The 12510-nt window shown below is 67.7% G+C and carries 9 protein-coding genes; 2 read left to right on the top strand and 7 right to left on the bottom strand.

The genetic code is table 11. The features are described 5' to 3' along the window. Nucleotides 1-1358, bottom strand: a 1358-nt coding sequence (locus tag MVA01S_RS32260) for a hypothetical protein (protein WP_060941527.1), incomplete at its 3' end; no start/stop codon positions are given. Nucleotides 1359-1910: 552 nt separating this feature from the next. Continuing rightward, nucleotides 1911-3314: a hypothetical protein gene (locus MVA01S_RS32255; protein WP_003930563.1), complete on the bottom strand. Its 1404-nt coding sequence runs from the start codon at nt 3312-3314 to the stop codon at nt 1911-1913. An 810-nt stretch (nt 3315-4124) separates the two neighbouring features. On the opposite strand from MVA01S_RS32255, the gene MVA01S_RS01405 reads away from it, so the two are divergent. Continuing rightward, entirely contained in the window at nt 4125-5021 is an 897-nt protein-coding gene (locus MVA01S_RS01405; protein WP_003930564.1) for an MPT63 family protein, read from the top strand. Between the two features lie 57 nt (nt 5022-5078). On the opposite strand, the gene MVA01S_RS01400 is transcribed toward MVA01S_RS01405, so the two are convergent. After that, nucleotides 5079-5786 carry a hypothetical protein gene (locus MVA01S_RS01400; RefSeq protein WP_040541215.1) on the bottom strand — a complete coding sequence of 236 codons (708 nt, stop codon included), beginning with the start codon at nt 5784-5786 and terminating at the stop codon, nt 5079-5081. A 180-nt stretch (nt 5787-5966) separates the two neighbouring features. On the opposite strand from MVA01S_RS01400, the gene MVA01S_RS01395 reads away from it, so the two are divergent. After that, entirely contained in the window at nt 5967-6968 is a 1002-nt protein-coding gene (locus MVA01S_RS01395) for a polysaccharide deacetylase family protein (RefSeq protein WP_040541217.1), read from the top strand. 30 nt (nt 6969-6998) lie between these two features. Here the strand turns inward: MVA01S_RS01395 and MVA01S_RS01390 are convergent, their stop codons facing one another. The 4 genes from MVA01S_RS01390 to MVA01S_RS01375 form a co-directional block, all read right to left on the bottom strand. After that, nucleotides 6999-8105: a GNAT family N-acetyltransferase gene (locus MVA01S_RS01390; protein ID WP_003930567.1), complete on the bottom strand. Its 1107-nt coding sequence runs from the start codon at nt 8103-8105 to the stop codon at nt 6999-7001. Beyond that, nucleotides 8102-9607: an oligosaccharide flippase family protein gene (locus MVA01S_RS01385; RefSeq protein ID WP_003930568.1), complete on the bottom strand. Its 1506-nt coding sequence runs from the start codon at nt 9605-9607 to the stop codon at nt 8102-8104. Before MVA01S_RS01385 ends, MVA01S_RS01390 begins: the two co-directional genes overlap by 4 nt. Next, the gene (locus MVA01S_RS01380) at nt 9597-10802 is read right to left on the bottom strand and encodes a GNAT family N-acetyltransferase (RefSeq protein ID WP_003930569.1); all 1206 of its coding nucleotides are present in this window, start codon (nt 10800-10802) and stop codon (nt 9597-9599) included. The genes MVA01S_RS01385 and MVA01S_RS01380 overlap by 11 nt, the downstream gene beginning before the upstream one ends. 280 nt (nt 10803-11082) lie before the next feature. Further along, nucleotides 11083-12477 (bottom strand): hypothetical protein, encoded by a 1395-nt coding sequence (locus tag MVA01S_RS01375; protein WP_144033055.1) that lies wholly within the window; start codon nt 12475-12477, stop codon nt 11083-11085. Between the last annotated feature and the right edge of the window lie 33 nt (nt 12478-12510).

The following is a 12510-nucleotide window of genomic DNA, read 5'->3' as shown; positions in this document are numbered from 1 at the left end:
CCGCCCGAAGTGCCGGACCCGCCGGTACCGCCCTTGGCGTCGGACGCATCGGTGGCCTGGGCGTCGCCGCCGTCACCTCCGTTGCCGCCCCTGCCGCCGAACGGCCCGTCGTCGCCGCCGTCGCCGCCGTCGCCGCCGATCGCCTCGTCGTCGCCGTTGGCGTTGCCGCCGGTACCGCCGTCACCACCGTCGCCGCTCAGAGTGGCACGACCGCCCTTGCCGCCGACACCGCCGGTCGCCACACCGTTCTCCGACTCGGCGTAACCGCCCGCTCCACCGTTGCCTGCGTCCCCGGCCCGGGCGTCGCCACCGACGCCGCCTGCACCACCCGTGGCGGTGCCGTTCAAGTTGTAGCCCTCACCCCCGGCCCCACCGGCGCCCGCGGTGCCGGTACCTGCGTAACCGCCGGCCCCTCCGACCCCGCCGATCGCCTCCGAACGGGCTGCGTTGCCGAAGGCACTACCGCCCTGGCCGCCGGCGCCGGCCTGCCCGCCGAAGTTGGAGCTGACCGCGCCGCCCGCACCTCCAGCGCCGCCGGTCGCCGTACCGTTCGTGGAGTAGGCCTCGCCGCCGGTACCCCCAACGCCGCCGTTACCGGCGATGGCGCCGCCGGCGCCACCGGCGCCCCCGACACCGCCGGTCGCATCGTTGGTTTCGGCGCGGACGCCGCTGAAGTTCTTCGTGGTCCCACCGTTCCCGCCGTTGCCGCCGGAACCGAACAGGAACCCGCCCTGGCCGCCGTCGCCGCCGTTGAACGGACCCGAGGCGAGGGTGCCGCCGGCCGTGTATTCGACCTCACCGCCGGCGCCGCCGTGGCCCCCGTTGCCGAACCAGGTGGCGCCTCGTCCGCCGGCGCCGCCGGCGCTGGCTGCGTAGGTCGTGCCACCGACCACCGCCGCGAAGCCGTCACCACCGTTGCCGCCGTTGCCGAACCAGAAGCCCGCGTTGCCGCCTTTACCGCCGTGCAGGCCATTGCCGCCGTTACCCCAGAGCAGGCCTCCGTTGCCTCCGTTGCAGGCGTCGCCCTGGCAGCCTTCCTGGGCATGGACCCCGTTACCGATGAGCCAGCCGCCGTACCCGAACATCGGGCGCAGCGCAGTCGTTCCGACCTGTGCGGCGTCCTCGGTGGCGACCTTACGACGGTCGCTACCGGCGTTCAGCGTCAGAAAGAGGGAGTCCTCCAAGACCAGTTCCTCTTCGGTGGACACCAACTTCACATCGATTGCGGCGGTCGGTGCCGCGAGATCGGCCGTCAGCGCGAGCGCTCCGGCACCGGCCAGCGCTGCGCCTGCAATACCTGCCGCGATGAATGTCCTGACCGGAAGTGTGCGTGCGCGTTGCGTGGCGTGCTCGGCCATAATTCCCCCTTGAATTGTTTGCTTGTCGATCAACCTCATGCACCCGTCGCCCGAACGTGCATCACCCCGAAAGCTGAGCGCATCCGGACTGTAAGGCTTTGCTGAAACAGCAGTCAATAGATCATTAGATCCATGTTCCCGACGCGGTGGCCGTACAGGCAGCAAATCCAATCGACACCGTCGACGTCGCCCGGACCGGAGATCTCGGCGGACAGGTGAACAGGATTTGCTATCGCCGAATATCTACTTCAATAGGCAAAAGACCACGATATGGCCATCTTTTCCGTACGCAATGGTGAGCACGCGGTGAGCACAGTTCACCGCGTGCCGCCTCGGCAGTAGGGCTGCAAACCGGCCACCTCACGAGGTCCGAGCCGGCCCCCATCGCGGCCATCGGAGTAACCGGTCGAGTTTGCCGATCGCGATGGTTGCCGTTCGTCCGCCCCTGATGGGCCCAGAGCGGCCTCTCCATGGATCCCGGGCAAAAAAACTGCGGGCGCCGACTCCGAGGAGGAGTCGACGCCCGCAGAATTGCGCGTGAGGTCGCGACTGTCAGTCGTCGGTGCCGCTGGGCGAACCGTCGTTGCCGTCGCGTCCGCCGCGACCGCCTTCGCCGCCGGTGCCGCCCTTGGCGCCGGTCGGGCTGTTGGACGCCGCGTCGCCGCCGTCGCCACCGGTTCCGGCGTCGCCGCCGAACCCGCCGTTGCCGCCGTTGCCGCCGTTGCCGCCGGTCGCCTTCTCATCACCGTCGGCATCGCCACCGCGCCCGCCGTCACCGCCGCCATCGCCGGTCAGGTCGACCGAGCCACCGTCGCCACCCCTGCCCCCGGTGGCGTTGCCGTCCTCGCTGACGGCGTCGCCACCGTCACCGCCGTCGCCACCGGCGCCCAACCGGACTCCGCCGCCTGCGCCGCCGTTCCCGCCGATCGCGTTGGCAGCGTCGCCGGTGGCATTGCCGCCGTTGCCTCCCGCACCGGCCTGACCTGTGCCGGTGGTTCCACCGGAACCGCCGTTACCGCCCTTGGCGGTCTTGCCTGCGGCGTCGGCTTCGGCGTCGCCCCCGTTGCCCCCGTCGCCGCCGGTACCACCGGCGTTGGAGTGCGCCAGACCGCCGCGGCCGCCGCTGCCGCCGGTGGCGTTGCCGTTCTCAGAACTGGCCGAGCCACCATCGCCGCCGTGACCACCATGGCCGTTGAGCACACCGCCGACCCCACCGGCTCCGCCGGCACCGCCGACCGCGTTGTTCCGTGTCGACTCGTCACTGGGGGTGTTCGGATCGTTGGGCACGTTGAGGTTGTTGGTGTCCGAGCCGCCGTTGCCGCCGCTGCCACCGTTGCCCGACAGGTATCCGCTGTCGCCGCCACGGCCGCCGGCGAACGCCCCGGACTTCTTCTCGCCGCCGACGTACACCGCGTCGCCGCCCTTGCCGCCGTTGCCGCCGTCGCCACGTACCCAGCCGCCCTTGCCACCGGCGCCGCCAGCGGACGCGGCGCGAACGATGGTGCCGTCCGCGGCGAGGACGGCATCACCGTCGCCGCCGTCGCCACCGTTGCCGAACCAGAAGCCGCCGTTACCGCCGGCCCCACCGTGTGCACCGTTGCCGCCGTTACCCCACAGGATGCCGCCGTTACCGCCGTTGCACGCCGCGCCCTGGCAGTCGTCGGCTGCGTCCAGACCGTTGCCGATCAGCCATCCGCCATCACCGATCATCGGCCGCCACGCCGGATTGGCGCTCGCCAGCGCTGCCGCGCCCTGCTGCTGTTCGCGGTCGCGCCGGTCGCTGCCGCCGTTGAGCGACAGCCAGGGGATCTCCTCCTCGTTGGCGACGAGTTGCACCTGGATCTGCGCGGGGATCGGCGCGTCGCCGTCCGCCAGCAGCAGTGTGCCGACACCCGCCAGTGCGGCGCCGGTGACCCCGGCGGTGATGCCGGCGGTCAGGTATGTACGGACTGCCATCGAGCGATTGCTCTTCTTGGCGTGCCTTGCCATGGGTTACCCCCTGTGTAGTTACGTCGGATCCCGCCACCAGGCCCCGCTCTGGCAACGACCAGACAGTCTTACCAGAGCGCGAGTGGTAAATCAGAGTTTTGCTGGAGGACGGTGCAATTGATTCACCTACCGACAGCTTCTCGGCCGCCGAGCGTCGCCTGCCTGGAACGGGTGAGACGCATTGTTCCAGTGGTAAGCATGTGGCCTTACCCAGCGCCCTCGCGGCGCTGGAACACTGGATCCACGCATGGGTACAGACGCCGGCCGACGCAACAGTAGATTTGCTGACCAATCCGGATGATCGCAAACCAGCTATCACCGATTCCATCAATCCAGCACCGCCGGAATACCCTGCTCCACGGTGCCGCGCGTCGGCGGTGGAGCCACCGGGGCCGAATTTCTGGCGAATCCCGGGCTAGACCGGGACGGTCTCGGCGCGGGCCACACACCCGCTTCACGATCAGGCTGAGAGAAATCGACCGCGAGGACGGTCGGGCGCTGTGCCGGCCGCCGCCCTGCAAACCCTGCCGACTTCACCAGTTCGGCGCAGACGCGCCGACTCTCTGCGCGCCCGTCTCCCATCGAGGTCGCGGTCATCACGGCGGCAAAGCCACTCCCAGAGCCGGACCGGGCGACAGAAGGCGCGCGCGTGGGTCGCCGAACAGCCGCCCGGCCGGGGTGATCGACTCGGCGCGACCCCTGTCCCGTGCTGTGAGCTGTTACTTTGCCCACGGGGAACCACCTCGCTGCTCGATCAACGAACACAGGAGGAATCGCGTGAAATTCAAGCCTGCTCTGGCTGCCGTCGCCGCCGCTGCTGCCACCGCTGCAGCAGTCGCGGGGGCTGCCGTGGCTTCGGCCGAAGCCGAGGTCAAGTACCTCGGTCAGCCCGGCGAGCTCGTCAACGGCGACGTCGTCCAGCACTGGACCGTCACCGATCTCAAGCCCAGCACCGACGTCATCCCGTACCAGCCGGTCGGCACCCTCTGGGAAGCCACCGCCACCGATGAGGCGATCGCCGGCAACGCCACTCCGATCGTGTCGAACCTCAATGCCCGCGCGGAGAACGGCGACACCTACCGCGTGCTGTTCGGTGTGGCCACCGAGCAGGGTGTCAACCCGTCGACGCTGGCCCAGGGCGAGAAGACCACCGGCAAGATCTACTTCGACGTGACCGGCGAGGCACCCGACAGCGTCTTCTACAGCGACGGCGGCCCGAACGTCGTGCTGTGGTTGGAGACGCCGCCGGCCCCGGCGACGGGTTCTGCCGCCGGTGAGGGCGGGTCGTCATACGGCAGCGGGACGACACCATCCGCGTCCGGCGCGGCCGAGACCACTCCGACCCCGGCCGCCGAACCCGCCACCGACGCCACCATTCCGGCCGAACCCGCTCCCGGCGCGGTACCTGCCGGCAGCTCGGGCACCCCGCTGCCGGAGGGGAGCTCGGGTACCCCGCTGCCCGAGGGCAGCTCCGGCACTCCGCTGCCGGAGGGCGCGGTCCCGGCCGAACCCGCACCCGCAGCGGCCCCGGCCGCTGTCGCGCCTGTGCCACACGGCAGCGCGGGCACCCCGCTGCCGGAAGGCAGCGCAGGAACACCGGTCGAGGAGGCACTGCCCGCGGCCGTGCCGGCGAACCCCACGACCACCGTGCCGGTCCCGGCGCCGCCCGCCTGACACCGACGAGTTCACGTCACCGTGCCGCCTGCGCTCCCGCAGGCGGCACGGTTCATTTCACGAGTGCGACGACCACCAGGTGTAGAGCTGGACCAGGTTCGGTCCCTGCGGTCCTGATTGGACCTCGCTCATCATCAGATCAGCGTCCGTGGTCCAGGCCACCGTCGGTCTGCTCTGCTGGAACCCGCACACCAGGATGCCCGCAATCCGGTCCGGCGTCGCATTTCGGCGCCACGGCCCCGGGGACTGAATGTTCCCGGGACAGTTCACCACCGCCGACGTATCGACCACGCCATCGAACAGGTCCGTGAGGGTTTCCTGGTCTTCTGCCAGGGTGTAGATCGCCGACAGCGGCCCGCCGGTGTCGTCGTTCCTGCTGCAACTGACCTGCGCGAGAGCACCTTTGGCCGGCACCACCGGCTCGCACGCATCCGATGCATAGCCGGGCGGCAGCATGTCGAGCAACCGGGTCTGCGCTTCCTGCTGCGCCTCGGTCGGCACGCCGGTGGCCGTCGACCCCTCTGCCTTCTCCGCATCCTCAGACGACGGCCAGAACGTCCACGCAAGTGCAGCCAACCCGACGACCGCGGCTGCGGCGGCCGCGATCAGAATAGTGGGCCGGCGGTCCCGGTTCACCGCACGCGGATTCACCGATACCGGCCCGCCCAGACGGTCGTCCCACCCGCTCGTCGTCCGCGTCCGCGTCCTGGCGACATCAACAGGTCCGGTGTCCTCGTCGCCGAGTTCTGGCTCGTGGGAGCTCATCGGGCCAGGTTAGTTCACTTCCGTACCGGATCAGCGGATGAGGGTCGGATTGGCCATACGCCGATTGCCGAACATAGTTATCGTGGAACGATGTTCTTGACGCCAATCAAGCGACTGGCGGCACTCCCACCGGAAGGTTGCGGTGGATGCAGCACACCTGTCAACCGCGGTCAGAGCGGGATGAACATCCGCGACACCGTCAAGGAAGTTGCTGCCGTGTTGGCGTGTGCAGTCGGAGCGCCCGCATTGTTGCGCCGCGCGCGCAAGGGCGGGCTTGCGATCCTGATGTTCCACGGCATCGAACCCGAGCCCGTTTCGCCACCATGCTGGCATGTGCTCGACGTCCCCACTTTCCGGCGTCAAATGCGCTACCTGAAGCGCTACTTCACCGTGCTTCCGCTCGAGGAGGCACTCGAACGTCTGTACGCCGGCACGCTGCCCGAGCGCGCCGTGACGCTGACCTTCGATGACGGCACCCAGAACCTGCTGACGCATGCTGCGCCTGTTCTTCGCGAGTTCGGATTCACCGCGGCGGTGTTTCTCGCGACCGGCCCCATGGGCACCGACGAGTTGCTCTGGCCAGACCGACTGTGGCTCTCCTTCGCCCGGACGAATGAGCCTGCCGTGGACCTCCATATGCTCGATCTCGGGCTGCGCTCGTTACAGAATCCGGCCGATCGCGGAGAAGCGTATGCGCTCGCGGTCGAGAAGCTGAAGAATTATCCGGACAGTGAACGGCTTGCGTTGCTGGAGACAGTGATCGCGGAACTCGGCGCACCGGCCGACGGCGACACCGGCCCCTTCCGACTCCTCTCGTGGGACGAGGCGCGGACGCTCAAGCTGCACAGCAGCGTCGCCCTGTATCCCCACACCGTCACGCATCCGATCCTCTCGCGATGCCCCGACGGAAAAGTCGAGCGGGAGATCATCGATTCGTGCGATGCCGTCGAGCGGCACACTGCAAGTGATCCAAAGGTTTTCGCCTACCCTAACGGCCGGGCGCAGGACTTCGACGGCCGCGCGAAGGACGCGTTGAGCCGTCGGGGCGTGCGTTGGGCCCTGGCCACCACCAGCGGTGTCGCGAACCGCGGCAGCGATCCTTTTGCCTTGCCCCGCATCGGAATAGGGTACAGCTTGTCCTTCTCGGCCTTTCGCCTCCTCGTCTCGGGCGCCGCTCCTTGAGCGCCTGTCCGTAGACGGCCGGCTCCGGCGTCATCCGGGCTCGCCGGGGGACGCCCCACGATAGTGATCTTTGAGGCGGCGCGCCGTGCGCTCGGCACGGAAACGCAGACGCGGCTTCTGGATCGTCGTCCAGTTCAGAGACTCGGTACGGTTGGAGAAGCTGGTCTTCAAACGATTCTCCCCGGCCATGAAGTCGTAGACCTCGGCTCCCTGCTCCCAGGCCCGCCTGATGGCAAGCGCGTGGGCGATCACTCCGGGCCGTTCCTTGTCCTCGGGCTCGACGAAGCCGCTCTGGTAGGCGTACACGCGTGCGCCGGTGCGGAAGTTGTACAGCACACCCAGGATTCGCTCGCCGCTGCGTACCCGCAACAGTTCGACTCCCTGATCGGCGAACGACCGCTCGATCAGCCGCCGGTGAAAGCGTTCGAAGCTCGGGTCGACAAAGGCGTGCACCTTGCCTCGCCGAACGAACCACGGGATGTGGAGATCTTTCAAAGTACTGAAGTAGTTGAGCGCCTCGTCGGTGTCCGCGGGCGCCTCGAGGGTCAGTGGCTCAAGCCGGCGCATCGCCCTGCGCAGCTGCGACCGGGCATTGCTGCTGAGGATCGTCGCGATGTCCCCACGACTCGATGCGAGATCGGCGAGCGCGACAGCGAAGGACGGGATCGACTCGGTGCGGTGAAGCATTCCGGCACTGTCGAGCACCGCCGCCGCGGGCGGGTCCGCGACGCCGGGCAGCATCAGCTCGTCCACCTCAGCTGTCGTCGCGAAAGCTTCCATGAGGCCGCTCCAGCCGACGGCGTGTTCGGCCAGTAAGCCGTTGTGCTCGATATACACCCGATCACTGTCGGGGTCGCCGGTGGCGTTCAGTGTCCACTGACGCGCCCGGACGACAGCGTGCCGTCGGGCGTCCCGATCGCCGAGAATGCCGAGCGCGACGGTCCGGCCGTCCGATGTCCCGCGCAGCAGTAGCGGGCGCACCGTCGGCGGAATCGTTTCCAGCATGGTCCCGATCCACGCCCAGGTCAGGAAGAACGACGGCTGCGCCGACTTCTCGAGTAGCAGCCACTCCCGGCCGAGATCATCGAGCGCACCGACCGGTTCGACCGCGAAGGCGACGTTCGCAGTGGTGGTCATCGCGCCAACCTCGCGGTGAAGGCCCTGAACATCGTCCGGTCCAGGATCGCGAGGACCGCGAGGTACACCACCAGCAGGATCAGACACAGCGCGGTGAGTGCGCCGATCGCCGCCAGTGTGGGCAGCGCGGCCGGTGATCCGAAAGTTGCGGTCAATCCGAGCACCGTCGCCGCCCCGACGGCACCCGCTGCCGTCGGCGGATAGAGCAGACTGATCAGCGCCCCTATCCGGTAGCCGACGATCGGCTTGGCCAGCCCCAGGAGCAGGATCCCACTCACGATCTCGGTCACCGAGATCGCCAGTCCTACGCCGATCAGCCCAAAGGGCAGCAGGACGACCACAAGTCCGATGCCGAGAACCAGTTCGGTCGCCGAGGTCCAGTGGAACAACGCCGACCGGCCGGCGGCCTTGATCGCCTCGTTCGCGACCGCCTGTAAGGCCAAGCCGAGGCCTGCCCCGGACAGGACGACCAAGAGCAGCCCGGCGTCCCGCCAGGGCTCGCCCAGTACCACCACCACTGCCGGTTCCCCCAACGCCACGATCACGGCCGCCACAGGTGCCGCGGCGAACCAGATCCACCGCAGTGCCCGCAGGAATCCCGCTCGGAACCGACCGGCGTCGCCGGAGAACCGCGAAAAGGCGGGAAACAGGACATAGGAGCCGATTTCGAAGACCGCGTTACCGGCGAGCATTCCGATCCGCGACCCGTACCGGTAGTTTCCCAGCGCACGCTCGCCCAACACACGGCCCAAGATGACGACCTGTGCCGACTCGCGGACATAGACGACGATGTTGGCGATGGCGAGTGGGTAGGCGAATCTGGCGAGTTCGCGCCACAACCGGATGGACGGTCGGCCACGGCCCGGCCGCCAGCGGCCCAGTGTCCATGAGCCGATGACCCAGACGACCACCGCAGCGTACTGGCCGAGGACCATGGACCACACCCCGAAACCTGCGGTTGCAAGCGCAATGGTCACCGCCGCGTAGGCCAGCGCACGCGACGGATCCACCACCAGTTTGCGGAGGAAGTTGAAGCGGCGCTGCATGAGACCGTCCGGCACATTCGTCAGTGCTTCCAACAGCAGCAGTCCGGAGGTGGACACCGCGACCGCTGCAACCAGATCGCTGCCGAAGGCGAGGCCCAGGATGGGCGCGGCGCACAAAGCGACGAGGCTGCCGAGGACCCCGGCGGCGGCAGTCGCCCAGAAGACGGTGTCCGCCGCATCTTCGACGTCATGTTCGCGCTGCACCAGCGCCAACCGGAGGCCGCCCTCGGTACAGGAGGTCAGGAAGGCGGTGAGGACGGTGCCGGCGGTGTAGATACCCACCTCGGCCGGCGACAGCAATCGAGCGATCCAGATCAGAGACACCACCGAAATGAGCTGCGTGACAACCATCGTGATGCCCGATATGAGCACGCCGCGCCGCACCACACCCGCGAGTGGGCCGACCTGTTCCGCCGACGCTCGCGTGGCCGCGGCTTCGTGGTGCTCAGCGGTCATCTGCGCCGCCGGCGCTCGCGTGCCGACGGGTTGTCCGTCGCAGCCAGCTGACGAGGGGCATCAACGCGACCAACAGGTCACCCGGCGCACGCCCAGTGGAGATCCATCGGTTCGTGATGAGTCGTCGCTCTTTCCAGATCCTGTTGATCGGGTTGTCGTGACTGGCACAGGAATCCATCCACTCGATGCCCGGGTCGCTGTGCAGCAGCTCGATGTTGTACAACTCCAGCAGCCATCCCGGTGAGTGCGATGCATAGTCCTCGTCATAGGCCACCTTGAAGGCGAAGGACCCACTTCCGGAGCGGAGGTTGCACTGCATGGCCAGGGGCTCACCGTCGAGGAAGATCCCCAGCATCATCAGGCTGCCCGCTGCATACGCCCCGTGGCACAGGTCACGGAAGAAGGCGGCGTCGGGCTGTGCACAGTCCATCGCAGTGCCCAGGCGCCCCTTCCAGCCCTTACGTTCGAGTGCGAGGAACATCTCCGCCCATGGGCCGACGTCTCCGTCGCCGGTGAGCATGCGGTGCTCGACCTCACCGAGCTCTGCGAGCCTGCGTTTCCTCCTCCGGTAGCCCTTGGCCTGCCGGCCCCCGAGGGATCCGCGCAGGTACGCTTCGGCGTCCCCGGCCGGTGCGATCACCGCACGCGAGTACTCCTCGAGGAGGTGTGTCACCCGGTCCCCGCGGCGACAGACCTCTGCCAGGGCTCTGGCAAACGGGCCGTCCCCGGACACCTGGGTGAACCGAATAGTCGTTGCGCCGAACGGATCCCGCCTCGCCCAGGAGAAGATCGCCTCAAGCGTCTCGACCTCGTGTCCGCTCCGAATCAGGGGTATGCCGAAGAAGCAGTACGGATGCACCCAAGGCTCCAGGACCTCGAACGGCACGCGCGGCGCCGGTCGGTGGCGCCGCAGGGGCATCAGTCCGCACAGAAGCGGGGCACCGTGGCGCGGGTCGCCGGTCAGATAGACGACCAGAACTCTGACGTCGTGACCCCCGAGATGGCGAAGTGCAGGCAGCAGTGCCCACCGCTCGTAGTACGCGTTGGGCTCCGCGGCGTTCGCAGCGAGATCGTCCCACGCATCGAGGTGCTGCTGCAGCTCCCCTTCGCTGCCGGCCACGGTGATCTCGTAGTTTGCCGCAGCCGCCCGCTGGGCAGTCCGCCGGCCTACCGCGATGGCGGCGTCGCCGGGCATCTCCCGTCCGCCGGACCGGGCTGACGGACAATGCGAACCGTCGCTCGACGCGTGTGCCACTGACATCCGAAACCTCTCAGCCCGGCAGCTCGGTCGAGAGTGCAGGAACGAGAGAACCCGACATCCCAGGATTCTTCGCGGTGCCCGCTGTCAGGGCGTCTCTGGCTTGCGCGATCGGCACACGTTCACTATCAGTGCGAGCGCGTCGTACGTACATGAATCATTCGATCCGAATTTGACTAGATCTGAGTCTAGTTCCAGCCGCTGTGGACAGCTGATCTCAGTTGCCGTTCTGGAGTTCCCAGAGTTGCAGTTGAGTGTAGTGATAGCGATAGCCGCCGGGCTTTTCCGCCAGTAGCCGGGCATCGCCGCGAAGGACGACCATCCCGCCGGTGTCGATCAGCACCGGCGCATCGGTAGTCAGTGTGTTGGTGATGATATAGCGGATCCCCGACTCGGTCAGATAGCCGTCGAGTCTGTTGTCGGCCAGGCGTCGCGCATAGTCGTGCGAGTTGACCAACCCGTCACCGTTGACGATGGGGCGCGTGGTCGACCACCCGACAAAGCCGCTTCCGTCGGACATGAAAATCGGTGCGCCGTCGGGGACTTCTGCCTCCACCATGCGGACGAAGGCCCGGACGTCTCGTGCCTCGTCTCGGTACTGGATGCCGAGATAGCCGAGCATCGCGGTGGGTAAGACCATGACCGCCGCGACCAGCGCGCTCATCGGACGGCGCCACGCGACAGGCAGATTGGCGATTCCGTAGAGCACGGCGTAGCCCAGAATTCCGTAGGCCAGCGTGAAGTACCAGGGCCGAAGCGTGTTGAGCACGGTGTGCGCGGCAGTGAACACCAGCACCGCCAGGCATAGCGCGCCGAGTTCCTTGCGTGCGCGCAAGGCGGGTGTCGTCAGCCAGAGCAACGCGCACATCGCCGCCAGAATCAGGAAGACGGCGAAGTTGGGGCCGACCGGTATCGGTAACCCGGCCGAGCCTGCGCCGTGCTGGACGTTCATCAGAACCTGGTCGAGCGGGCCTGCGCTCCCGCCTGCCTTGAGCTCGCTGGAGACCGTGAAGAAGGATCCGTGCACGACACGGAGGTAGGTGAAGTGGAACACGATGCCCGCAGCGAGGGCTGCGGTCATTGCTGCCGCTACCCGTCGCCTGCCGGTGATCGCCGCGGTCCCGATCAAGAACACTCCCACGATCGTGGCATCGATCCGCGCGAACGGTAGACACAGGAGTGCCACGAGCAATGCCGGGTGCGCGCGATCACGGGAGCTTTCCAGCCCGCGCAGCGCCACCACGCTGAGCAACAGCACGAGGTGGCCCTCCATCAGGAGGCTGCAGCTCAGAAGCAGCGAGAACAATGCGAGTGCAGCAATCCGTGGCAGTGCCAGCGCCCGGATGGTCAGAAAGATCAGGAACAGATTGACGGCCAGGTATGCGACGAGGTGCACCGTGAGCGCGTCGGTGAACGGCAGAAGCAACGCGCTCACCGCCGCCAGCATCAGCGCCCAGAGCTGGTGGTAGCCGTCGGTGTGGTTGATCAGGTCGAACGATGAAAAGCCGTGTGCCGCGATGTTGTAGGAGATCTCGGCATAGAAGTACCCGTCGTCGCGAATCAGTCCTCCGGGGAACTGGGTGGCCCACGGGTAGAGCACGATGGCGCCCAACAGCGCCAGCACGGCGTCGAGAAGCAGTGTTCT

Source organism: Mycolicibacterium vaccae NBRC 14118 = CIP 105934 (assembly GCF_001552715.1).
Taxonomy (GTDB): Bacteria; Actinomycetota; Actinomycetes; order Mycobacteriales; family Mycobacteriaceae; genus Mycobacterium; species Mycobacterium vaccae.
This window is presented reverse-complemented; position numbering and strand designations above follow the sequence as displayed.

Excerpts from the sequence above, each read along its gene's own strand:
- MVA01S_RS01380 (WP_003930569.1), bottom strand. The coding sequence starts at position 10,802 with ATGCCCGGCGACGCCGCCATCGCGGTAGGCCGGCGGACTGCCCAGCGG.
- MVA01S_RS01395 (WP_040541217.1), top strand. The coding sequence starts at position 5,967 with ATGAACATCCGCGACACCGTCAAGGAAGTTGCTGCCGTGTTGGCGTGT.
- MVA01S_RS32255 (WP_003930563.1), bottom strand. The coding sequence starts at position 3,314 with ATGGCAGTCCGTACATACCTGACCGCCGGCATCACCGCCGGGGTCACC.
- MVA01S_RS01390 (WP_003930567.1), bottom strand. The coding sequence starts at position 8,105 with ATGACCACCACTGCGAACGTCGCCTTCGCGGTCGAACCGGTCGGTGCG.
- MVA01S_RS01385 (WP_003930568.1), bottom strand. The coding sequence starts at position 9,607 with ATGACCGCTGAGCACCACGAAGCCGCGGCCACGCGAGCGTCGGCGGAA.
- MVA01S_RS01400 (WP_040541215.1), bottom strand. The coding sequence starts at position 5,786 with ATGAGCTCCCACGAGCCAGAACTCGGCGACGAGGACACCGGACCTGTT.